Origin of the sequence: Psychrobacter sp. BF1, from assembly GCF_019279065.1 — a bacterium.
In the GTDB taxonomy this organism is placed as follows: Bacteria; Pseudomonadota; Gammaproteobacteria; order Pseudomonadales; family Moraxellaceae; genus Psychrobacter; species Psychrobacter urativorans.
Genome location: NZ_JAGYWV010000015.1, coordinates 17,731 through 42,720, shown reverse-complemented (window position 1 = coordinate 42,720; position 24,990 = coordinate 17,731). Strand labels below are relative to the sequence as shown.

The following is a 24,990-nucleotide window of genomic DNA, read 5'->3' as shown; positions in this document are numbered from 1 at the left end:
GTTTTTACTATAGCGGCTATTTTTAACCATAGCTACTATCAGCCAATACCGCCAAACAGTCTATCAAAGCTTGCTTTAGCGCCTCAAGCTTAGCCTGCGTTAAGCGCTCATCATTACGATCACTGATATAGAACATATCTTCTGCACGCTCACCTAGAGTAGTAATGCGAGCCGCATGTACTTCGATACTTTGTTGCAAAAACACTTGGCCTACGCGCGCCAGTAATCCTGGCTGATCTAAGGTTTGTAGGCTCATGATGTGTTGATCAGAAGCTTCGTTAAACTCAAAGTTAATCACCGTAGGCACATCAAAATGTCTGAGCTGGCGTGGTATGCGCTTATGAGTGAGCTTTGGTACTGTGGGGTTCTTAAAAGCATTGATTAGTTTTTGTTTAAGCTCATGCTGACTATCTTCATCAGCTAATAGCGTCCCACTGCGGTCTAGTAATACATAAGAGTCTAGAGCGAAGTCACGAGTAGCGGTGATGATACGCGCATCTAGAACGTCCAAGTTCATCTGATCAAACACCGCCATAGTTACGGCGAACAGATTGACCTGATCTTGAGTATAAATAAAGACTTGCACAGCATCCAACGCCAGCTCTCGATGCTCACGCAATACCACTAGCGGTGTACTATCAGCATTTGAGGCACGACCTATAGGCGGGTGGTTTAAGATAGCCTCAGTATGCCATAAGATATCCTCGGCAATCTCGCGCAAAAAGTACTCATCGCCCAAGTCATCCCATAAGCTGAGCACCTCTTCACGATTCATACGCTGATTATCGACATTATCGAGCATAATGAGCGCCTGTTTTCGAGTGGCACTGATCATATCTTGACGATTAGTTGGGGCATCAATATCGGCGCGCAAAATACGCCGAGTTTGTGAATACAACTGTTTCATCAGCGTCGCCCGCCAGCTATTCCAAAGCTGAGGATTAGTAGCATTCATATCGGCGACTGTTAGTACATATAAGTGATTAAGATGAGTAACGTTACCGATGAGATCGGCAAACACCGTGACTACTTCTGGATCAGAGATATCTTTCTTCTGCGCAGTCATCGACATGAGCAAGTGATAACGAGTCAACCACCCTACTAAATTTGCATCCGCCATACTCATACCATGAGCCAAACAAAACTCAATGGACTCGCTTTCACCAAGTTGACTGTGATTACCACCGCGACCTTTGGCAATATCATGGAACATGGCAGCTAGCACTAAGATCTCTTTACGCTCGATACGCTGATACAAGGCGCTAACCAACGGGAATTCATCCTGAAATCGAGGATCAGTGAAACGATGTAAAATTCGAATCAAAAATAGCGTATGCGCATCGACGGTATAGCGGTGGAACAAGTCATATTGCATCAGGCCAGTAACTTGAGCAAAAGCGGGAATATAATTACCCAAAACCCCATAGCGGTTCATGGCACGCAGACGATGAAACAGATAGTTTTGTTCTTTTAGATTTTCTAAAAATAGCGCTTGGTGCTCAGGGTTGTCGCGATAGTTCTGATCGATACCACGCGCAGCGATTTTTAGCGCCCGCAAAGTATGCGTACGTACATTCTTGATGCCATACTGACCCATCAATAAGAACATCTCTAAGATAGCCTCAGGGTGTTGGGCAAATACTCGGTGATGGGCTACTGCTATCTGATTGCCGATTTGATTAAAATGAGCATTTAGAGGATGTTTGTTAGGACGCTCATCATCTGGTAGATCGGGCTCTATAATAGTTTCGTAATAATGATTAGTCAGCATCTCCGACAAAGTCGATATCTGCATAGCACAGCGATAATAGTCACGCATAAAGCGCTCAACTGCTGCATTTGGCTCGTCATCTGGCTGAGTGTCATAACCCATAAGCTGGGCAATCTCACGCTGATAATCAAACAACAGCTTATTCTCATTACGACCAGTCATCTCATGCAAGTAATGACGTATTTGCCATAAATAAGCTTCTGCAAAACTGAGCTCATCGAATTCTTTTTCAGTCAAAAAGTCTTGCTGTACTAAGTCATAGAGTTTACTAACCCGAAAGTAGCGCTTAGTTACCCAGCCAACAATATGAATATCACGTAGACCGCCCGGCGCAGTCTTGATATTAGGCTCAAGGTTATATTCCGTAGCATTGTGCTGCAAATAACGCAGCTTTGCTTCGTGTATTTTTACCTCAAAGAACTCACGCTGCGACCACAGCTGATTGACAATGTCGCCGGGAGTATTATGCAAAGTCTCATTGCCAATCAGTAGCCGCGCCTCTAATAAAGTACTAGCAACCGTATGGTCTTTTGCCGCCTCCAAGCAGTCCTCAACAGTACGTACAGACAATGAAGGCTCAAGACCTACATCCCATAACAATGCTACTAAACTGTCAATCTTGGCGCTAGTTTGACTATTAATAGTAGTAGGAGCCAGCAACAAGATATCAATATCAGAATGTAGCGATAGCTCGCCACGTCCATAGCCACCAGTAGCAAACAGCGCTAAGTCAGTATCATCGAGCTGATACCAGTTAAATAAAGCGCTAAGCAAGCTATCGATCGCACAGGCACGTGCTGCTACTAGCTGCCGGATACTGACCCCACGCTCAAGCGCCCGACTAATATCATCCTTTATTTTTGCCAGCCACTCAGGGATACCCAGCAGTGGATTATTGGCCGGATTGGTCACCGTCAATGAAGGGGCAGCAGGTGCCATAGGCGATGGCGAAAAACGGGGCAATGGGGTGATATAAATAGAGGCGAGATCGCAAGTAAACATGAGTATTATCCGGTTAAGCTAAGTAGTTAAGTTTAGTGATTATTTAAAATCCAAATCTATCTTAAGTCGATAATAGTTATAGGGAGTGACTATAAAGGTAGCCTTCTTAAACGGCCTATTAGCCTGTAATGAAAGCTTATCGCTATTGAATCATCATAAAACCAAATGATCACTCAACGCAAGGTGTTACTAAGCACTGCATAAAAAAAGCCCTAAAACTTGTCTAAAATCTCTAAAAATTCTGTAAAAAAAAGACCGCCTAAGCGATCTTTTTTATTATTACTGAGTCAAGAAGCTTAAATCTTCTTCAGGGCGAGCGGTAAATACCTCACAGCCATTATCAGTGACGACCATCGTATGCTCCCATTGTGCTGAGAGCTTACGGTCTTTGGTAATAGCGGTCCATTCATCCGGTAGGATTTTGGTCTGCCATTTACCTTCATTAATCATCGGCTCAATAGTAAAAGTCATACCAGTCTTAAGCTCAAAACCAGTGCCTTTTTTACCATAGTGCATCACTTGCGGCTCGTGATGGAACTCATTACTGATACCGTGACCACAGAACTCACGTACGATACTGAAACGCTCAGGCTCTACTACTTCTTGAATAGCCGCTCCTACATCGCCTAAACGTGCGCCATTTTTGACCACGCTCATGCCTGCATAAAGTGCCTCTTGAGCCACTCTACAAATGCGTTCAGCCATGATCGAGCCGTTGCCTACTATCCACATTTTAGAGGTGTCGCCATAGTAGCCATCTTTGATAACTGTCACATCAATATTAATGATATCGCCATCTTTGAGAATTTTATTCTCACTTGGAATACCGTGACAGACCACATGGTTGACTGAGGTACAGATTGATTTTGGAAAACCATTATAGTTCAGCGGGGCAGGGATAGCGTCTTGCACATTAACAATATAGTCATGAGCGATTTGATTCAACGCTTCAGTACTAATGCCTACTTTGACGTGCTGGTCTAACATAACCAGTAAATCGCTAGCAAGTTTACCGGCAACACGCATTTTTGCTATGGCTTCAGGGGATTGGATAAGGGATTTTTTAGTCATCATTATTGATCTTATAGTTGTAAAATTATAGTAGGCAAATTATATCATAAATGAGCCAGCAACAGTTTTGCTATCATTAATGACTGTGATAAGTGTTTATCAACATCAAAACTAATATTAAGATTATTATCAATGTCAGGATTAATACCAATAGCAACTATTAATATAAGCACTAATATAAGCACTAAAACTAAAACCACTAACCTGGCTATTAATTAACTAGGCTTTATTGGCTTAACCTTAAGTCATTAAAAGTTAATCTATGACTAGTGGGTCATAGAAACGATAGATTCAGCTGAAAAATAAGTTGAATGTTACCTTATAAAAAAGTAGTGTAAATTGGACTGCTAAAGGAGTTGGTAATTGTTTTATATACTTTTGGGTGGTTCGATATCGCCAAAAGTGGATAAAGCTGTTATCAAATCTTGTCTCTATACCTCAGGGCAACCATTAAGAGAACTCTTACAATGACAAGGATGTTGTTATGACCCTAAATATTCGCCTGCGCGCTGGTACAACCTCAAGCAAAATTTTACCAGCTTTTAGTGCTATCACAGCTGGTGTGCTGTTAATGACGCTACAGACTACGGCTGCCCAAGCTGCTGGACAGTATTATAACTGTGCCAATGCTAACGGCTGTCAGGTAGTAGAAAGTAGATATTTTACGACTAGTTATACCAAAACTCAGTACCCTGTAGTATTGGCCCATGGGGCGAATGGCTTTACCAAATTATTTGGAGCCGTAGACTACTTTTATGGTATCCCGCAAGATTTAATGAAAGGCGGTTCAACAGTATTTGCCACTAAAACTTCCGCTATTCATAATAGCGAGATTCGTGGAGAGCAGCTACTCCAACAAATCAAAACCATCCTTGCGGTGTCAGGTGATGCTAAAGTCAATTTATTCGGGCACAGTCAAGGGGGTATCGATATCCGCTATGTCGCTGGCGTTGCTCCGCAATATGTGGCATCAGTCACCGCAGTTGCTAGCCCAGAGCAAGGATCGAAAACAGCAGACAAAGTGCTGGAAGAGTTTTCGCAGGACAGCCTAATTACTAAAGCTACCTTGAGTTTGGCTGAGCTGATTGGGGGCTTTGCCGATGTAGGTTCTGGGATTCCTCTAGCACAAATACAACAGCAAGATGGCTGGAAAGCTCTGATAGCCTTGTCTACTGATGGAGCAGCTAAGTTCAATGCAAAATTCCCAGCAGCGCTGCCAAGCCGATACTGTGGTCAACCAGCTGATACGCAAGTCAATGGCATTAACTATTATTCATTCAGCGGTGTGGGTCAGATAACTAGCGTACTCGATCCTAGCGATTATTTACTAGCAGCGACTAGCATACCGTTTGCAGGCGAGCCGAGTGATGGCTTAGTCTCTGCTTGCTCAAGTCGACTAGGCTATGTGATTCGTGACGATTATAGAATGAACCATTTAGACTCAGCGAACCAAGTTTTTGGCCTTACTTCTTGGGGAGAGTCTGAACCAAAAGCTATCTATCGTACCCAAGTGAATCGATTAAAGAATGCCAATCTTTAAGCCGGCTGTTAAGCTAGTTACTAGGCTAGTTACTAGGCTAGTTACTAAGCTAGCTGCTAAATTAGTTACTAAGGTTAAAAATGACAGGGGTACTATCACACTGCGGCCTAAGGCTTAATGAGTAGCAGGTAATACTATAACTAGCAATAGACAGTAGCAAAACGCCTATACGAGAGAACAATGTTTGAGTGAAGTCTATACATAAGGAGGGATGACACTTATAAGCGCTGAGTCCATAATAGTGTCACTGTTTAACACAGTTATTAATAAAGTTGATTAATTAGCTGTGGCTGTTGATTAAAAATAAAAAGACTAACAAGCTTAAGTACAGTAGTAACATAGATACTGTATAGTGTGCCAAGTTGATTAATGTAGCAGTTTTTAGACAATTGCTAAACTTTATAAAAGCAAAATCTTTTAACACTATTATCAATTAAAACCTTTTTTGATACCTCTAGGAGTTCATATGAAAAATTTGACTAAAGTAATGATGGCTAGCGTATTGGCAGTAGGTACCCTTGCAGGTTGCCAAACCAGTCCAACGGTTACTGCACCAACCACTCAAGCTCTAAGTAACACTCAATTACAGTCTTATGACTGGCAGTTAGTTGATGCCAAGCTTACTAACGGCGTTAAGATTAAGCAGTTATTCGTTAACCCAGCTAAGCCATTAATTTTAAGCTTCAACAACTATAATGGCGAAAACCGCGTTAACTTTAAGAACACTTGTAACAATATGGGTGCTGAATACAGCGTAGTGAATAATAATGTACAGTTGAACAATGTACTGAGCACTATGATGGCCTGCCCTGAGCCACAAGCAAGCTTCGATACTGCTACTATGGCTACGGTTCAAGGTAGATATAGCTTGAGCAAAAGTGGTAACAATGCACCTACGTTGACTATCACTAACGCTAATCAAGTTGCACAATTCAAAGCCGTTGCTAAGTAATTATCTATAAGAACAGACTATAAAAACATAAGCGGTTAGCTTTAGAGCTAATAGCTTTGATTTATAGCCAAAATGACAGTCGATTAATACTAGACTGTTATATAGAAAAGGCCTCACTATCTAGTGAGGCCTTTTTTTGTGTAAAACTCATCATGGTTTACGCTACACTAAGGTGTTTATTAAATATTTAAAGCTTAGCCAAGTGAAAATAAAACCGCATCATTGCTAGTTAGATTCAACCGGTAACGGCCATTGATATAAAATTTGCTACACGGCATTTATCGGTGCTTGCCTAACAGCAACTGCAAAAAATACTATGGCAGCATGGCTATAGCAGTTTTAAAGCTTATGACCTTTATATTAGACAGCTTCTAAATTAGACAGCTTTTAAATTAGATAGTTTTTAAATTATCGACCGCTCAAAGTAAATAAATAAAAGCTATAAGCTTTTCCTTTTTCCCTAACGCTTGGCGAGATATTATTCTATGGTTAATCCTATTGGCTCTACGCATACTATCAGTAATAGTTATACGCTGAGGAACATAACCGCAGTGGTTAGTACCATAACTTTGTTTGCTTTGAGCGGTTGTCAGACGTTATCGACTTCTAATAGCTCTAATAAAAACACCCCTAGTAATAATCCTCTCGCTGCACACATGCCAGCCATAGATCAACAAGGGCGTATTGCTTATGTAGAAGAGCAAGGCTTAGGTAGTGCCAAAATATCGTCTTTATATAGTATCCGCCCTGATGGTAGTGACAGACAGCTGCTCGATCAGCTTAACGGTTATATTTATGCCCCTGCTTGGTCTGCTGATGGTCAACTTTTAGCTTATAGCAAACAAGCAGCACGCCAACATCCATTTATTTATATCTATGATCAGCGCAAGCAAACTCGTAAGGTAGTGGTCGATGCTAGTGGTAGCAATCTATCGCCAGCGTTTTCACCAGATGGAAAAACCCTACTTTATAGCTCATCGGTTGCTGGCAATGCCGATATCTATCAGCTGTCCTTAACTGACGGGACTACTAAGCAGCTTACTACCTTGTCTAGTACTGAGGTACAGCCAACTTATGCTGCTGATGGACAGAGCTTCCTATATGTTAGTGATAAAGTTCGCGCTGGGCGGCCTAGTATTTATCGCTATAGCTTGGCTACAGGTAGTGCCACGCAGATATCTTCTGGTGGCTACGCTGCCAGTCCGCAGTTGAGCTTAGATGGCCAGCTTATGAGTTACCTCAATGGTCGCCAAGCTGCGGTGATGACTTTAGCCAACAAGCAAGTGCTTAACCTTGCAGAGACTGGCCTTGATGAGCCGGCCCGTCTTTCTCCAAGTGCTCAATATGTGGTTTATGCTATGCAAAACCGCACCATAAATGGTCAAGCCGGTAGCAGTCTAGTGATTCGCTCTTTAGCCGGCGGTAGTAGTTATACCCTTAGCAGTAAGTCAGCTGGATTAATGCGTTCGCCAGTATGGAGTCGTTAACTAGCTGCTATTTTTATTATTATTTTTATAATGTTTATGATCCTTATTGCATCGACCTCAATCTATCAATCTATTAATAACGAATTAGATATATTGGCTAATTATTGATATATACTCAATAGCAAATAAAGAAACATAAGTTGATCTTATTGGATGCAGTTACTGTTAAGATTTTGAGGCCACTATAAAAATATAAAAGTTGGCTGCTATTACTTAGTATTATTGTTTACACAGCCAAATACATAACTGGTGACCCTAGTGATTATTATATTAGGTAGTCAAAAGGAGCGTGGGTACGATGCAAGAATCTTTTTTAATATTTATTACTAAAATTAGCTTATACCCTACAGTTATCTTTACTGGTCTAGTAATGTTTGTCACTTTATATTGGCTAGTTTCTTTGCTTGGCCTCACTGATATGGACAACGTAGAGATCGGGGACTCTGGTGCTGACTCTAACTTATCTGATCTAGCCTCCACAGGAGTTTTTACTGGGCTGGCGCTGAAGCTTGGTCTCTATGGCGTACCGTTAATAGTGATACTTAGCTTAGTGAGCTTGATTGGTTGGCTGCTTAGCTACTTATATAGCAGTTTGCTACACCAGTGGTACGACTCAGGTCTACTCTATTATGCATTTGGCACAGGAGCACTAGTATTAGTGCTAATAGTGTCTATGTGGCTGACTGGCCTTATCATCGCTCCTATTCGTAAAAAAGTCACCAATACCCCCAAACGTAATGCTTCTAGCAATTTGGGTAAGACGGCTATAGTGCGTACTCTTAGCGTTACTGATAAACACGGTGAGGCTGAACTAAGTGATGGCGGGGCAGGATTGATCCTTAGAATTCGACCTGATATGGATAGTAAGGCTCTGCCGCTGAAACAAGGCGATAAAGTAGTATTAGTAGAATACTTACAAGAGACTAATGCTTATCGGGTGGTGGTAGTCAAAGATCCATAACGACTTAGGTAATTTACTAAATCATTATTAATAACAAATTGAACTGATAAATTGAACTAATAAAGTGAACTAATAAATATTTGCTGACTACTTAGCTGTTGGTAAATGGCTAGCTAGCTACTTACAGACATAGCGTTGGTTATTCTAAATTTGGTTAAACGGTTTACATTAAAGGAGTGAATATGGACATACTCATTATCGTTGGCGTAGTAGTAGTGCTGGCGTTTATTTTTATTATGGCAATGCTTTTAATGCTGAAAGCCTTTTATTATAAGGTTGAGCAAGGCACAGCACTAATTATTAATGGCGTTAGTAAAATTGACGTACGTTTTGACGGCGGTATTATTTGGCCGATCATCAATAAAAAAGAATTGATGAGAATCTCACTAATTACCTTAGAAGTAGATAGACGAGGTAAAGAAGGGCTGATTTGTGCCGATAATATGCGTGCAGATATCACTGTAGCGTTTTATTTACGCGTCAATGAGACTGAAGAAGATGTCCTCAAAGTTGCTAAGTCTGTTGGGGTTGAACGTGCTTCGGACAAAGTCGCTGTTAATGAGCTGTTCAATGCTAAGTTCTCTGAAGCGCTAAAAACAGTCGGTAAACAGATTGATTTTGTCAAACTTTTTGAAAATCGTAGCGAGTTTCGTGACAGTATTGTCAAAGAGATCGGCAATGATTTAAATGGTTATGTTCTAGAAGACGTGGCGATTGATTACTTAGAACAAACGCCAAAATCATCGTTAGATTCAAGCAATATCTTGGATGCTGAGGGTATCAAAAAGATTACTCAGTTAACGGCTGCTCAAAACATTATTACTAATGAGCTTGAGCGTGATGAAGAGTTAGCGGTCAAGAAGAAAAACGTTGAAACCAGAGAAGCTATGCTGGAGTTAGAGCGTCAACAAGCCGATGCCGAAGCCAAACAACGTCGCGAAATAGCTTCTGTCATCGCTCGTGAGACCGCAGAAACTCGTAAGATCGAGGAAGAAGAACGCAAAAAGTCTGAAACTGCGGTCATTATGGTTGAGCAGGACTTAGCCATACAACGCGAGAATCAACAGCGTGAGATTGAAGTAGCTGGCCAAAATCGCTTGCGTGCGGTAGTTATTGAAGAAGAGAAAGTGACTCGTGCTCGCGACTTAGAAATTGTCTCCCGTGAGCGTGAAGTGGATCTACAGCGTATCGAAGCCGAAAGAGCCATTGAGCTTGAGAAAAAAGAGATCGCTAACGTTATTCGTGAGCGTATTGCGGTAGATAAAACCGTCGCCCAAGAAGAAGAGCGTATTAAAGAAGTTCGTGAAGTTAGTGAAGCAGAGCGTTCTAAGCAAACGCGCGTATTAGCCGCTGAAGCGGATGCCGAAGAAATCAAAGTACGTCAAGTCAAAAAAGCTGAAGCAGATGAGATGGCGGCTAAGCATAAAGCTGTTGAGATCACCACTTTAGCTACTGCTAATCTAGAGGCTTCCGCTAAAGAGTCGGAAGCTAAAGTTAGACTGGCCGAAGGTATCAAAGCTGAAGAGTCAGCCCATGGCTTTGCAGAAGCAGCTATCCAAGAAGCCAAAGCGTCATCTTTAGAAAAAGAAGGTCTAGCCAAAGCTAATATCGTTAGAGCTACCGGACAAGCGCAAGCGCAGGCCGACCGTGAAAAAGGCGTAGCAGATGCTGAAATTATTGCCGCTCGCGGTGAGTCTAATGCTAAATCAGAGCGTGACATCGGTTTAGTTAATGCTGAAGTTATTGCTGCTATTGGTCATTCTAATGCGCAAGCAGAACGCGAAGTCGGACTGGCTAAAGCAGAAGTGACTCGTGAACACTTTAAGGCTGAAGCGGATGGCTTGGTTGAAAAGTTCAATGCTATGGGTAGTATGAGCAAAGAGGCGCGAGAGCACGAAGAATTCCGTATGGGTCTTGAAACCGCTCTGCAAGAAGCGATGGCCTCTATCGAAGCGGGTAAAGAGATCGCTAAAGAAAATGCTGAAGTATTAGCAGTCGCCCTACAAAAAGCCAAAATCGATATTGTCGGTGGTGAAGCGCACTTCTTTGATAACTTTGCCAAGTCATTGTCTATCGGCAAAGCTATCGATGGTCTTGCTGGCAAGTCGGATACTTTGAGCGGTATTATCAATACTATGATGGCCAATCAAGCGATGTCTAGGGCCAACCAGCAGGAGCATGATAAGCCTGTTAACCATGATAACTAATCATGATGACCTACTATAATGACTAGCTATAATAAGTCAGCTGTAGGGTCTCGATAGACAGATAGCGATTTGGGTAGCCAACTCCAGCTAAACGGCACGCATAAGCGCCAGACAGCGAGTTGGCTATTCTAAGAGAACCAATAGTGCGGTTACAGGTTTTTTTAGAATAGCTAAGGGCTTTTCAAAGTAGCTAAGGGCTTTTTAAAGTCGCTAAGGGCTTTTTAAAGTCGCTAAGGGCTTTTCAAAGTAGCTAAGGGCTTTTTCAACACAATCGATTATCTTATTATTCTTATTGCCTAAAAATAGAAGTGGACGAATAGCAATGGCAGATATGCAAAATCCGACAGATCTCAGTAGCACCGGTAGAGTTGAACAGGCTGATCAAGCCGTTGCTACAGGCAATGCCTATGAGCTGATCAAAAAGCGGTTAACTGAGCAAGGCAATCGATTAGAGCAGCAGACTGCCAAGCTAAATAATGCGCGTCTAGCAGAGTTTGGCAGTACCCAGATGCAAGTGATTGCCCGCACGCGCGTTCGTACTGAATACAACTGTGTGGCACAAGACATGGTACAAGTCGGTGACTATCTGCTGTTTGGCTATAATGTATTTATGGGTCTAAAGCGGGCGAGTAATATTAAGGATGTACTATCGCTGTATCGCCTTATAGAGCCTGCCGACGGTAGCAATAGTAACAGTAGCGATGATAGTAATAGCGATAGTAGTGATAGTAGTGATAGTAGCAACAGCAGCGATAAAGAGTATGCACTAGAAGAAGTCGATTTGACTGATACGTTTTTAGATCAAACTGCCTTTGTACAAGATTTTAATGAGCTGTACCGCTATTACAAGCAAACGCGCTTGATACAAATTACCGTCAAGGACAGCAAGCTGCTATTAGCGTTTCAGATCGGTGAGCGTATCACTGATATTCGAGTGTTTCGTTTTGCCTTAGATTTTAGCGAAAACATCCCAAAAGCGGCACAAGTAGCTTATGTAGACAATCGCGGTGAGCGTGATATTGAGTTGCCACCCGCCCATGATTTTGATTGGATCGTGACTACACGCGAGCAGATGGTCAATGGCAAACATCCGCATATGAATATCTTAGATACCATATTTGTGGAAACCGTCAATGGCGACTTGACCATCAAGATTGAGGATAATACTCACTCAGGGCTAGGGATCTATAGTGAGCCTGTCAATGACAGCACTCAATCTCTAACCGATGCTGAGATTGCTTATGCCAAAGTCGGTAGTCTAATACTGCTGAAGATTCTGCCTTATCGAGAGGATAGCTATCGTTATTTTGTCTATAACACCCTGACTGAGACGGTATTGCGTTTGGATGCTATCGGCCAGTCTTGTGTGCAGCTACCAGAAGATCATGGCATTATATTTCCTGGTGGTTATTACTTACAGACCGGAGAGCATAAGCTATTTGATGGCCAAAATAATAATGCTATGGATTTAAGGTTTAAGCGCAAAATCATATCGCCCAATGGTGAGGATGTGTTGTTCTTATTTTATGATATAGCCTTAGGGGTCACCGGATTATTCCCTTATAATTTGATTAAAAAAAGACTGGCAAATCCTATTTACTGTAACGGGATGGCGCTAGCAGAGAGCGGTCAGCTAGTATTATTTAGTGCCCAAAGTGAGCCGTCACGTATTCACCCTATGCAGATATGGCATACCCCCTATGCCTCGCAAGAGTATATTAGCGAGCTGCCTGAAAGCAGCAGTTTTTATGGCAAAATTGGTAATAAGGAATTGGTTCGAGGCATCTCAGACCTCTACAGTATTACTCGCCTAATAGACAATCAAACGGTGTCGCAAAAGCTCTACGAGGAGCTTGTCGGTAATACCAGCAGGCTGTTCGATAGCTATTATTGGTTGTCTGAGCCTGATCTTGCTGAAGTGGCAGATAGTATTCGTGAAGTCACAGCGACGGCTGAATTGGTCATCGATGAGTTCGCTAAAGTACAAAGCATTCAAAAGCAAACCCAAACAGCTTTGAGCGATGCCGAGGCTAAGCAAAACCAGATTGCTCAGCAGATAAAAACAACCACTTTTGATTCGGCGAGTGACTACGTGGCGCAATTGTCTACAATCAGACAGCAAAAAGGCCAGTTAGTCAGTTTAGAGAATTTGCGTTATTTAGATGGCGATAAGCTACAAGCGTTACAGGCTCAATTAGAAACTATCGAAAGCGAGCTGGCTGAGCAGACGGTAGGCTATCTGAGCGCTGAGAAGGCGTTAGCAAGTTATGAAGACACTTTAGCGGAGGTCAGTGAACGCTTAGATTCGGCTGAAACTAATGCTGAATTAAAGCCAGTGTTAGACACTATCGATGCAACGGCACAAGGTCTGGATTTATTGACTGAGCTGTTAGGCACGCTAGATGTTGCTGATGCCACCGTGCGCACCCAAATCATTGATGATATCTCTGCTATTTACTCGCGTCTTAATCAGAGCAAGGCCAAGCTTAATCATAAACGCAAAAACTTAGGCTCTGCTGAGGCAGTAGCGCAGTTTGGTGCCCAGTTTAAGCTGTTTGGTCAGTCAATTGCCAATGCTCTATCCATCGCTAATACGCCTGAAAAGTCAGATGAGCAAATGGCTAAGTTGCTAGTGCAGTTAGAAGAGCTGGAGAGCCAGTTTTCTGATCCAGAAGCTAATATAGGTGATCAGTTTTTAGCAGACATTATTAGTAAACGTGAAGAGATTTACGAGGTTTTTGAAAACCATAAGCAGCAACTGCTCGATGCACGTAACCGCAAGGCTCAGAACTTAGGTGATGGCGCGCTTAGGATGCTTGAGAGTATCAAGAAGCGTACCCAAAGTGCTAGCATTACTGGCTTTAAAGATGAAAGTGCCCTAAATACTTATTTTGCTGCGGATGGCTTAGTACAAAAGGTACGTAGCATTGCCAAGTCTCTGCAACAGCTAGGCTTTAGTGTCAAAGCAGATGATCTCAATGCTCGCCTTAAAGCCATTCAAATTGAGAGTTATAAGAGCCTAAAAGATAAGTCAGACTTATTTGAAGAGGGTGGTCAGATTATCAAGCTGGGCAAGCACCGCTTCTCGGTCAATACTCAGCCTTTAGATTTGACCCTTCTGAGTCGCCAGCAGGCTAATGGCCAACGGCTGCTCAACCTACATCTGACGGGCACCGACTACTATCAAGTATTAAATAATGATGAGCTCAATTCGCTACGCCCATATTGGGATATGAGTATAGCTTCTGAATCAGACAAAGTGTATCGCGCTGAATACTTAGCCTATAGCATTATCGAAAGTGCCAAAGACAGCAAAGACGGTTTGAGCGAAACCCGACTTTATCAAGCTTATGATGAGACAGCTAGCACTATTGATAGCCATGGCAAGATAGCTGATGACAGTGCGCTAGCTAAGGTAGTCAGAGCTTATGCCACGCCTCGCTATCAGCTCGGCTACGAAAAAGGCATTCACGATCATGACGCCACCTTATTGTTGATGCAGATATTGCCAACCTTACGTGAGGCGGGCCTACTTATTTATACCCCGCAAATACGTGCTCTGGCACAACTGTTTTATTGGCAATTAAGCTTAGTACAAGCGTTAGGCTTAACCGCACTGACCCAATTTAGTTATGATAAATGGCTGGATACACAAACGCTGACTAGCGTTAGCAATTGGACGAATCGAGCGCTCACCGCTGAGCAACTGCATCGTACTTTAGGTAGTGATAGCGCAAAAGCTTTGCTAGTCAATGATATAAAGGCGGTCATGAGCAACTTCGTAGCTGCCCATGATGGCTCTGCTCAGATACAGGCTAGTAGTGCTAGTAGTATTGACAACGCTATTGATAACGGTGTTTATACCGATGCCAAGGCGGATAGCGATAACCATGCTAACCATGATAATAGCCCTGCTATTTTAAGCTCAGACAGCAGTATATTCTCCCAAAGTTATGTACAGCTTGCCTGCGAATATTTAGTCAATGTAATCGGGCAAGGCACTGAGCCTACTGTCAGCTTAGCGCAAGGGCTAGAATGGCAGACCAGTCAAAAAGCGCAGCAACTCTGTGATCAATTGACTCAAACGCTCAACAGTTCACCAGTTAGCAGCCAAAACAATACTCAAAACAGGGCTAGCTTTGAGCAACTACGAACCTCTGTCGCCAAGCTCTGCTTTCAGCCAAAAGCGGCTTATGAGCTACTAGCGACTTGGTTTAATGCTCTATTAGATAAAGCTTATGAGGATAAGCACCTTGCTAGTGCACAAGCCATCGATAGTAAAGTTGATGATCAGGGCAATCCGCTCAGTGCAGAACAGTTGGCTAAGAGTGAGGATGCAGCCGTACTAACTAAACAGCAGTTGCAGAGCGGACGTCATTTTGTACCAGAAGCGATTGCTGTGCTACTGACTCAATTAAATGATGCCCAACGAGAAGCTTTAGTACAACGCCTGATCAACTCTGGGATAGCGTTTGACAAGCAAGCTAGACTATCTACGCCAACATCATCAACATCACTATCAACATCAATATCAACATTGCCATCAACCGCATCGAGCGCGCTGACGAGTCTTAATAATCCTCTTAATCAAGCGCAAAGCTTCGAGCGCAGTACTAGTAAAGTATCACTTGAGATACAAGTGGATAACTTATTAGGTGAGCATCAACGCATCCATCAGCAAACGCTAAGCTTCGCTGTCGATGATTTTATGAGGCGCTTGCATGATCATCATACGCAAGTGATACCCGCTTATAAGCGTTACCTATCATTACGCTCAGAGCTGTTAAACCAGTCAAAACAAGCGCTAAGACTAGATGAATTCCTGCCACGTCCGTTATCCTCGTTTGTGCGCAACCGTCTGATCAATGAGAGCTATCTGCCTTTGATTGGGGACAACCTCGCCAAGCAGATGGGTACTGTAGGCGATGACAAGCGTACCGACTTGATGGGTATCTTGATGATGATATCGCCACCAGGCTACGGCAAAACTACTTTGATGGAATACGTGGCCAACCGTTTGGGCCTAATCTTTATGAAGATTAACTGTCCCTCACTAGGCCATGATGTCATGTCTTTGGACCCAGCCAAAGCGCCCAATGCTACCGCGCGTGAAGAGCTAAATAAAATCAACTTAGCCTTCGAGATGGGCAATAACGTCATGCTCTATCTAGATGATATCCAGCACACTAACGCAGAGTTTTTGCAGAAGTTTATCTCCTTAGGGGATGGGACACGCCGTATCGATGGGGTTTGGCAAGGCCAGACTAAAACTTATGATATGCGTGGCAAGAAGTTCTGCGTAGTCATGGCGGGTAACCCTTATACTGAGAGTGGCGAGGCCTTTAAAGTCCCTGATATGCTGGCTAACCGTGCTGATATCTATAATTTAGGCGATATCATGAGCGGTATGGAAGAAGTGTTCGCTCTTAGTTATATCGAGAACTCGTTAACCTCAAATACGGTATTGGCACCTTTAGCCAATCGTGATTTGGCTGACGTGCATCGACTTATAAAAATGGCTAAAGCCATAGATGCTGGCAGTGCTAGCAGCGCCAACTTAGTACAAGCGCAAAGTAGCGAGCTGATATATCCTTATAGCACCTCAGAGATTAACGAGATTATCGCTATTTTAAGGCACATGTTTACGGTACAAGCAGTGATTCTTGAGGTCAACCAAGCTTATATTGCCTCAGCATCGCAAGATGATAAATATCGCCTTGAACCTATCTTTAAGCTGCAAGGCAGTTACCGCAATATGAATAAGATGACTGAGAAGTTATCAGCGGTCATGAATGACAATGAGCTGAACCAGCTGATAGATGACCACTACTTAGGCGAGTCGCAGCTGTTGACCTCAGGGGCAGAAAGCAATTTGCTTAAGCTTGCCGAGATGCGTGGGATGTTAGATGCTGATGAGGCACAGCGCTGGCAGCAAATCAAAACTGACTTCTTGCGCAACAAAGCTATGGGCGGAGCGGATGGTGATACGGGTGCACGCATCGTTGCGCAATTGGTCGACGTCGCTGGTGGCTTTAAAGCCATCAACCAGCAGTTTGCCAGCTACTTAAACCAGCATGATCCTGAACAAGTAGCCCGCTTGCAAGAGGCGGGGCAGCAGATACAGCTAGCAGCGCAGTTAGAAGCGCAAAAGATACTCGCGGACAGCATGGCTGATAGTATGGCTAACAGTATGCTGAACAATGCCAATGTGGTGAGCAAAAGTATCGATAATGGCTTTGAGCAAAGCATGGATAAGCTGGTACAAATCTATCGGCACGATCATAAAGCCGATGGCGAGTATCAAAAGCTGAACCAAGATATACAAAAACAGTTGATGGTCAGTCTAATCAATGCTGTCGAGCAGCTGGCAGTGCATATGACAGGAGATATGGCAAAGAATATAGGCAACAGTCTATCGGAGAGTATGCTGGCGAGTGGCGTTGGCGGTGCAGCTACTACGATTACTGAGGCGTCAGAGACTACTATTACTGATGTCACTGAGCAGACGACGCTGATGGCTACGGCATTAAAACAAGCGTTGCAACCTTTAGCTAGGCGTCTGGATGAAAAGCTTATCTTAGATTCCAGTACCGAGCAAACCGGCAAGTTGATTGTCGATTGCCTAAATCGACTTAATACTATCTTTGATAACTATAAATAATAGCGTTGAATAATCATTAGGGTATTTGAACAAATTAAAAAGGATATTTAGCTGATGGTTAAATATCTTTTTTTACGTTAGGGTGCTTTAGAGCTATGTCCCGCTTTTCGCTCCTATCAGCGCCAAAGCGCATTGCAAGGCAACCATAGAACCATCGATTGGTTTTGCTATGCAGGAGGTTTTAGAGTAGGTTGAGTACAGTTTACGGCCCAATGATTTCAAATTTATAAGTTTAAAGTAGTGTTAAAATTGTCGCAGGGTTGCAAAAAATGCAGGCAACAGCTAATCCAGAGCTGGATATAAAAATCATATATCTAGTGGGTTAGGCTTTACTAATTCATTCTACCAAGCAATATAAGGAAAAATAATGGCGCACAAAAAGAAGAATGTACGCAAAAAAGAATGTCCTGTCTGCGAGCGCGAATTCAGCTGGAGCAAGAAGTTGGATAAAAACTGGGAGAGTATGGTGTATTGCTCCGACCAATGCCGGCGTGTAAAGAAGTATGAGAATGTCGAGCATCAGAAGCAATAATTTAAGTCTAAATTAGTTGTAGGCTGGGTTTTTAACCCAGCATCTTATAATATCGTAGGGTGCGTTCCACGCACCAGTTTAGAAAGCTATCCTACTAATATAATATTAGCCTTCTAAATAACTATGAAAACAATAAAAGGCACGGCTATGGCACATAAAAAGGTCAATCTACCGCAAAAAATCTGCCCAGTTTGCCAGCGTCCTTTTATATGGCGTAAGAAGTGGGAGAAGGACTGGGAGCAAGTGATTTATTGTTCTGAGAAGTGTCGACGAGTGAAAAAGAGCGATTAAAAAAAGCGTTACCCTTCTAATAATATAGGACACAGCATAGGTGTAACCATGACCGCAAAACAGACTTTAAGCCTGACAACCTAAAAGCTAGTAAGAAGCTATGTCCCGCTTTTCGATCAATGAGCTTTATTATAGAAAAAGGTTAAGGTAGGTTGGGCACAGCTTGCGACCCCCAACAGTTTTAAGTGCAACTTTTTGGGTCTCGTACCTCGACACCACCCTACAACGGTAGACAAGGACAATCATGGCTCATAAAAAGGTCAATCTACCACAAAAAATCTGCCCAGTTTGCCAGCGTCCCTTCACTTGGTGTAAGAAACAAGAAAAGGATTGGGAGTAAGTGATTTATTACTCTGAGAAGTGTTGGCGGGGTAAAGATAAGCATTGACTCAAAAATTGGGAGCTTTAACTAAATTTCGCTCATAAATATTTGTATCATCTTCATCTATCCAAAGGATGCCTTTATCTATGATTGATCCTTTTTGAATTAAAGCATCAACTATATGATCAGTGACTTCGATATATTCGCTAATATTATGCTTAAAAGGTTCTATAGTAGACTTATAGCCTTCGTGGTCTGGTACAAATAGAATATCGTCACCGCTGTTTTCTAATACGTACCATGTAATCATTAAACAAGCCACGTCGCTTGCATAGATCTCGTTAGGTTTGCTGAAAGGTAGGTGAGCAAATAGTAAGTACTGTTTTTTAGTTCGATTAAATAGAGTTTGAGATGCTGGCATATATCATTCCTAATTTGGATAGGTTGGGCGGAGCTTGCAACTCCCAACGATTTTGAACTTATAATTTCTGGATGTCTTACTTAAACACTGATCCATAAAATGACAAAATTCAATATAGCGCAAAAGATATACTCCATCTGCCAGCATCTATTTATAAGGCGCACAGAGTAAGGAAAAGACTGGGAGTAAGTGATTTATTGATTTGAGTGTTGACGTTGCCGAAGCATTTAACGGGATGATAGAACTGTTAAGAAAAATAGAAATAATAAAATAGAATAATGAAAGTCTAAAGCTTATATTCGCTGTAGCAAGGTTTTTTAGCCCTGATAGTAGCGGATATACTTGGCTCTACACAGGGTTGCGGACGTTTAGCAAGTGGCGTTATCGCTGGTCAGGAACGACACTTGCTTTTAGCGACCGCCCCTGTGTTAGTCAAGATACGAGCGGATAGCAGGATTAGCTTCAATACCTAACCCCACTTATTGTCAGTCCAACAAATTCAGATAGAACTATTCCAAGGATTCTAAGTATTAGTTTTCTTATAAGTTAGCCGTTTCTATAAACTATCCCGTTTTGCAAAAACATTCGCCACTATAGCGCCACTAAAGTTATGCCACACGCTAAATATCGCACTCGGTAGCGCGGCGACAGGGTTGAAGTAAGTGGCGGCGAGGGCAGCACCAAGGCCAGAGTTTTGCATACCCACTTCAATCATAATGGCGCGTCTCTGAGTTTCAGTAAAGCCTAACAATCTGGCGAGTAAATATCCTAAGCTATAACCGAGCATATTGTGTAAGGCTACTACTACAAAGACGATAGCGCCACTATCCAAGATCGTAGCTTTAGAAACGGCCACCACAGCTGCTATGATAATAGAGATACCTAATACTGAAATCATTGGTAGCACCGTAATAGCTGACTCGATCTTATCACCAAGAAATTTATGGACGATAATCCCTAATAAGATAGGCAAGATAACTATCTTAGTGATAGTAACCATCATGCTGAGCAGATCGATATCGATCAATTGACCTGCAAATACCTGTAATAGAATAGGGGTCAAGAATGGCGCTAGCAAGGTAGAGATAGAAGTAATAGCCACACTCAAAGCCACATCGCCTTTGGCCAAAAAGGTAATGACGTTGCTAGAAGTCCCGCCAGGGCAACAGCCAACCAAAATCACCCCAACAGCAATTAGCGGATCAAGGCTAAAGACTACGGTTAATAAATACGCTATTAATGGCATGATAGTGAATTGTGCTAAAAGACCTATGATCACTGGCTTTGGTCGCTTGATGATTTCTAAAAAATCTGAAGTTTTAAGAGTCATGCCCATACCAAACATGATGATGCCAAGTATTGGCAAGATAAGGAAGGCCAGCGAGGCAAAGAACTCGGGGAAAACAAACCCCAATAAGGCACTAAGCAGGGCCCAAATTGCAAAGGTTTTACCAATCCAGTTAGAGAGTGCGGCAATCTGATTCATAAGGCTATTCACAACAGGGATAATTTAAATCGTAATTTAACACGTCTGCTATCGGCGATTGATAAAACTATTTTGCTGTAGAGCTAGCGATAAGTTTGCTTAGTATTCATAAAAGCATAAAAGCATAAAAGCATAAAAGCATAAAAGTATAAAAGTATAAAAGTATAAAAGTATAAAAGTATAAAAGTATAAAAGTATAAAAGTATAAAAAACGGCGTACTAACTTTTGGCTAGTACACCGTAGACACTCAATAATCGCTGCTTAGATCGGTTCAGCTAATACCCCTACAAATTCGGACTCAACCACTTCTCAGCCGTCTTGATATCCCAGCCCTTACGCTCAGCATAGCTCTCTAGTTGGTCAGTACTTATTTTACCCACATTAAAGTACACGCTTTCAGGATGCGAATAATAGAATCCGCTAACCGACGACGCAGGCCACATCGCAAAGCTTTCAGTTAGCGTCGTACCGATAGCCTCAACCGTGCCTAGCCAGTCGAAAAGCTTACCTTTTTCGGTATGCTCAGGGCAGGCAGGGTAGCCAGGGGCAGGGCGAATGCCAACGTATTTTTCTTTAATCATCTCATCATTGGTTAGATTTTCGTCAGCCTGATAGCCCCAATAGTCTTTACGGATTAGCTCATGCAGGTGCTCAGCAAAAGCTTCTGCCAAGCGATCAGATAGTGCTTGTACCATGATAGCGTTATAGTCATCGCCATTGGTCTTGTATTGTTCAGCGATTGCTTCTGTACCTGCTATCGAAACCGTGAAGCCACCGAGATAATCAGTATAGGCGTCCGATGGTGAGATAAAGTCGGCCAAGCTATAGTTAGGCGTGCCGCTGGCTTTGTCGCTTTGCTGACGCAAATGTTCAAACTGGTATTCTACGCTGCCACCCTCAGTCGGTGCTTTGTCATAAACGCTGACCGTATCTGCACCAGTACGGCGTGCTGGAGCGATTTTAAACACCCCTTTGGCAGTGATTAACTTCTCATCAATCAGTTTTCTAAGCATATCTTTGGCATTAGTGAATAAATCGCACGCCGCTTCACCGACTACCTCGTCTTGTAAGATTTTAGGATATTTACCAGCCAGCCCCCAAGAGATAAAGAACGGTGTCCAGTCAATAAAAGGAATCAACTTATCAATAGGGTAGTCGTCAAATATGACTTTGCCTAACTGGTTAGGCGTAGGCGGCAAGTAGTTATCCCAGTCATACTGAAAGCCAATCTTAACTGATTCAGCATAGGATAGCTTGGCAGCTTTGGGTTGGCGTTTGGCCAGACGTTCACGTACCGTGACATATTCTGCACGTGTCTCATCGATTAGCTGCTGACAGTTCTCTTTTGATAGCAGCTTAGTGACCACACCGACTGCTCGCGAGGCATCAGAGACATAGATGACGCCATTGTTCTGGTATTGTGGTTCAACTTTGACCGCCGTATGGGCTTTAGAGGTCGTAGCGCCACCGATCATTAGCGGCAAGGTCATACCACGCTCTTGCATTTGCTTGGCGACATAGACCATCTCATCTAAGCTTGGGGTAATCAAACCAGACAGCCCTATGATATCCACTTTCTCGCTAATAGCAGTATCGAGGATTTTTTCACAAGATACCATTACGCCTAGATCAACGATGTCATAACCGTTGCAGCCGAGGACTACGCCGACGATATTTTTACCAATATCGTGCACATCGCCTTTGACCGTCGCCATTAGGATTTTGCCTTTGGTTTCGCCTTCGACTTTTTCCGCTTCGATGTACGGGTTCAACCAAGCGACAGATTGCTTCATCACACGTGCCGACTTGACCACTTGCGGTAAGAACATTTTACCAGCACCGAATAAATCACCAACGATGTTCATACCATCCATTAATGGCCCTTCGATAACCTCCAATGGACGTGGGTATTTCTCCCAAGCCTCTTTAGTATCGGCTTCGATAAAGGTGGTAATCCCCTTCACTAGAGCATGAGCAATACGATCTTCAACCGTGCCTTCACGCCAAGTCATATCGACGGTGCTGTCTTTTTTCTTACCACCATCTTGATAGTTTTCAGCAGCGCTCATTAGTCGTTCAGTAGCGTCCTGTCCGCTCTCGCCTTGATTGCGGTTGAGCATGACATCTTCAATCGCATCACGAGCCTCTTTGGGGATGTCGTCATACAGCTCAAGCATCGCTGGGTTAACGATACCCATGGTTAGACCATTTTGTATGGCGTGATATAAGAATACTGAGTTGATGGCTTCACGAATAGGGTTACCACGGAAGCTGAACGAGACGTTGGACACGCCGCCTGATACCATAGCATTAGGTAAGTTTTCAGTGATCCACTTAGTGGCATTAATAAAGTCTGCACCGTAATTATTATGCTCAGTAATACCAGTGGCGACCGCAAAAATATTAGGGTCAAAGATAATATCTTCACTAGGGAAGCCGACTTCATTGACCAAGACGTCATAGCTGCGCTGACAGATTTGAGTTTTACGCTCGTAAGTATCAGCCTGTCCATCCTCATCAAAGGCCATAACGATAACAGCCGCACCATAGCGCATGCACAAACGTGCGCGCTCAACGAACTCATCATGACCTTCTTTTAAGGAGATAGAGTTGACGATGGATTTACCCTGAATGCGTTTGAGACCCTCTTCAATGATGTCCCACTTAGAGGAGTCAATCATTAATGGCACTCGGCTGATATCAGGCTCGCCTGAGACTAAGTTAACAAAGTGAATCATCGCCTGTTTGGAGTCGAGCATGCCCTCGTCCATATTGATATCGACGATTTGTGCGCCCCCTTCAACTTGGTCACGTGCTACATCTAGTGCTTCGGTATAAGCTTCAGTTTTGATTAAGCGCAAGAATTTTTTGGAGCCAGTAACGTTAGTACGCTCGCCGACGTTGACGAATAAATTATCAGGAGTGATGTTAAACGGTTCAAGTCCGGACAAACGACAAGCCGGTGGGATTTCAGGAATTACCCGTGGTGGAAATTTTGCTACCATATTAGCGATTTGGCGAATATGTTCAGGGGTCGTACCACAGCAGCCACCGACGATATTCAAGATACCAGCTTTGGCGAAGCCCTCTAGCAGCGCTGTTGTCTGCTCAGCGGTTTCATCATACTCACCAAACTCATTAGGCAAACCTGCGTTTGGATGAGCAGAGACATACATATTAGCGATGTTTGATAGCGTTTGAATATGAGGTCTTAAGGCATCGGCCCCTAAAGCGCAGTTAAAGCCCACTGATAATGGTTTGGCATGGCGAACGGAGTTATAAAAGGCTTCAGCTGTCTGTCCTGACAAAGTACGACCTGAGGCATCAGTAATAGTGCCCGAGATCATAATCGGTAACTCAAAGCCGATATCTATAAATACTCCAGTCACCGCAAAGATGGCGGCTTTGGCATTCAAGGTATCAAAGATAGTTTCGATAAGGATGATATCGACCCCAGCTTCAATCAGCGCAAGCGTTGATTCTCGATAGTTAAGCACTAACTCATCAAAAGTAATATTACGAAAGGCCGGATCATTGACATCAGGAGATAACGAGCACGTTCTTGAGGTTGGTCCTAAGACTCCAGCGACAAACCGTGGTTTCTCCGGAGTCTTAGCAGTGAATTCATCAGCAGCCTCACGTGCTAATCTAGCCGCCGCCTTATTTAGCTCTGGGACTAGATACTGCATATCGTAGTCGGCCATCGATAACCGTGTACCGTTAAAGCTATTAGTCTCGATAATATCTGCACCGGCTTCTAAATGGGCAAGATGAATCTCTTTAATCATCTGTGGTTGCGTAAGTACTAATAAATCATTATTGCCGCGCACATCTTGAGTAATATTGACAAAGCGCTCACCACGATAGTCAGCCTCTTCAAGCTTATAGTTCTGAATATGGGTACCCATAGCCCCATCAAGCATCAAAATCCGTTTGGCCATCTGTGCCGTGATACGAGTGCGCGCGCTAAGCTGCTGCTCCTTATAAGGAAACACGGCAGGGGGGGTCAAGATGAAGTCATTGGGACGAGAGTTATCAGTCGCCGGCGCAACACTATCAGCCATTAGAGTAGGATTTTTGGTCATGGCAGTAGCGGCTAGAGAGTCAGTCATTAAAGAGGTCTTTTCAGTCATAGTAAAGGGCTTATATCGTCAAGATCATAAAAGGGAAGATAATTAATAGGGGCGATCATTTAGCTTAAAATATAAAAACATATAGAATATTAACATGAAAATTATAATAGTCAGTGGTAACACAGCTTTGACTTTCGATTCTACAAAGTAGG

At 43.0% G+C, this 24,990-nt stretch carries 13 protein-coding genes and 1 pseudogene; 9 read left to right on the top strand and 5 right to left on the bottom strand.

The window, feature by feature from the left end; genetic code table 11:
* Window positions 1-22: 22 nt before the first annotated feature.
* Together glnD and map are read right to left on the bottom strand one after the other, a co-directional pair.
* Complete coding sequence (gene glnD / locus KZA12_RS13485; RefSeq protein ID WP_218690583.1) at window positions 23-2,773, bottom strand: [protein-PII] uridylyltransferase; 2,751 nt, start codon at window positions 2,771-2,773, stop codon at window positions 23-25.
* 279 nt (window positions 2,774-3,052) lie between these two features.
* A complete protein-coding gene (gene map / locus KZA12_RS13480) occupies window positions 3,053-3,844 on the bottom strand; it encodes a type I methionyl aminopeptidase (protein WP_373416632.1) in 792 nt (263 codons plus the stop codon).
* Window positions 3,845-4,328: 484 nt separating this feature from the next.
* Here map and KZA12_RS13475 point away from each other — a divergent pair, with 484 nt between their 5' ends.
* The 9 genes and pseudogenes from KZA12_RS13475 to KZA12_RS13435 all read left to right on the top strand — a co-directional run.
* Entirely contained in the window at window positions 4,329-5,384 is a 1,056-nt protein-coding gene (locus tag KZA12_RS13475; RefSeq protein ID WP_218690582.1) for a triacylglycerol lipase, read from the top strand.
* A gap of 466 nt (window positions 5,385-5,850) precedes the next feature.
* Window positions 5,851-6,336 carry an META domain-containing protein gene (locus KZA12_RS13470; protein ID WP_218690581.1) on the top strand — a complete coding sequence of 162 codons (486 nt, stop codon included), beginning with the start codon at window positions 5,851-5,853 and terminating at the stop codon, window positions 6,334-6,336.
* Between the two features lie 485 nt (window positions 6,337-6,821).
* Window positions 6,822-7,823 (top strand): Xaa-Pro aminopeptidase, encoded by a 1,002-nt coding sequence (locus KZA12_RS13465; protein WP_218690580.1) that lies wholly within the window; start codon window positions 6,822-6,824, stop codon window positions 7,821-7,823.
* Between the two features lie 298 nt (window positions 7,824-8,121).
* The gene (locus KZA12_RS13460) at window positions 8,122-8,784 is read left to right on the top strand and encodes an OB-fold-containig protein (protein ID WP_218690579.1); all 663 of its coding nucleotides are present in this window, start codon (window positions 8,122-8,124) and stop codon (window positions 8,782-8,784) included.
* Window positions 8,785-8,966: 182 nt separating this feature from the next.
* Entirely contained in the window at window positions 8,967-10,991 is a 2,025-nt protein-coding gene (locus tag KZA12_RS13455) for a hypothetical protein (protein WP_218690578.1), read from the top strand.
* A 322-nt stretch (window positions 10,992-11,313) separates the two neighbouring features.
* The gene (locus KZA12_RS13450) at window positions 11,314-17,652 is read left to right on the top strand and encodes a DNA repair ATPase (RefSeq protein WP_218690577.1); all 6,339 of its coding nucleotides are present in this window, start codon (window positions 11,314-11,316) and stop codon (window positions 17,650-17,652) included.
* A gap of 367 nt (window positions 17,653-18,019) precedes the next feature.
* Window positions 18,020-18,184 carry a DUF2256 domain-containing protein gene (locus KZA12_RS13445; RefSeq protein WP_201621919.1) on the top strand — a complete coding sequence of 55 codons (165 nt, stop codon included), beginning with the start codon at window positions 18,020-18,022 and terminating at the stop codon, window positions 18,182-18,184.
* 147 nt (window positions 18,185-18,331) lie between these two features.
* Complete coding sequence (locus KZA12_RS13440) at window positions 18,332-18,475, top strand: DUF2256 domain-containing protein (RefSeq protein ID WP_216581200.1); 144 nt, start codon at window positions 18,332-18,334, stop codon at window positions 18,473-18,475.
* A 244-nt stretch (window positions 18,476-18,719) separates the two neighbouring features.
* Window positions 18,720-18,812 (top strand): annotated as a pseudogene (locus KZA12_RS13435) (DUF2256 domain-containing protein); the annotation flags it as partial.
* Between the two features lie 52 nt (window positions 18,813-18,864).
* Here the strand turns inward: KZA12_RS13435 and KZA12_RS13430 are convergent.
* The 3 genes from KZA12_RS13430 to metH all read right to left on the bottom strand — a co-directional run bounded on the left by KZA12_RS13430 (window position 18,865) and on the right by metH (window position 24,769).
* Window positions 18,865-19,218, bottom strand: coding sequence for a hypothetical protein (locus KZA12_RS13430; RefSeq protein WP_218690575.1), 354 nt, complete (start codon window positions 19,216-19,218; stop codon window positions 18,865-18,867).
* A 556-nt stretch (window positions 19,219-19,774) separates the two neighbouring features.
* Window positions 19,775-20,704 carry a bile acid:sodium symporter family protein gene (locus KZA12_RS13425; RefSeq protein ID WP_218690574.1) on the bottom strand — a complete coding sequence of 310 codons (930 nt, stop codon included), beginning with the start codon at window positions 20,702-20,704 and terminating at the stop codon, window positions 19,775-19,777.
* Window positions 20,705-20,989: 285 nt separating this feature from the next.
* Window positions 20,990-24,769, bottom strand: coding sequence for a methionine synthase (gene metH / locus KZA12_RS13420; protein WP_373416631.1), 3,780 nt, complete (start codon window positions 24,767-24,769; stop codon window positions 20,990-20,992).
* Window positions 24,770-24,990 lie beyond the last annotated feature (221 nt).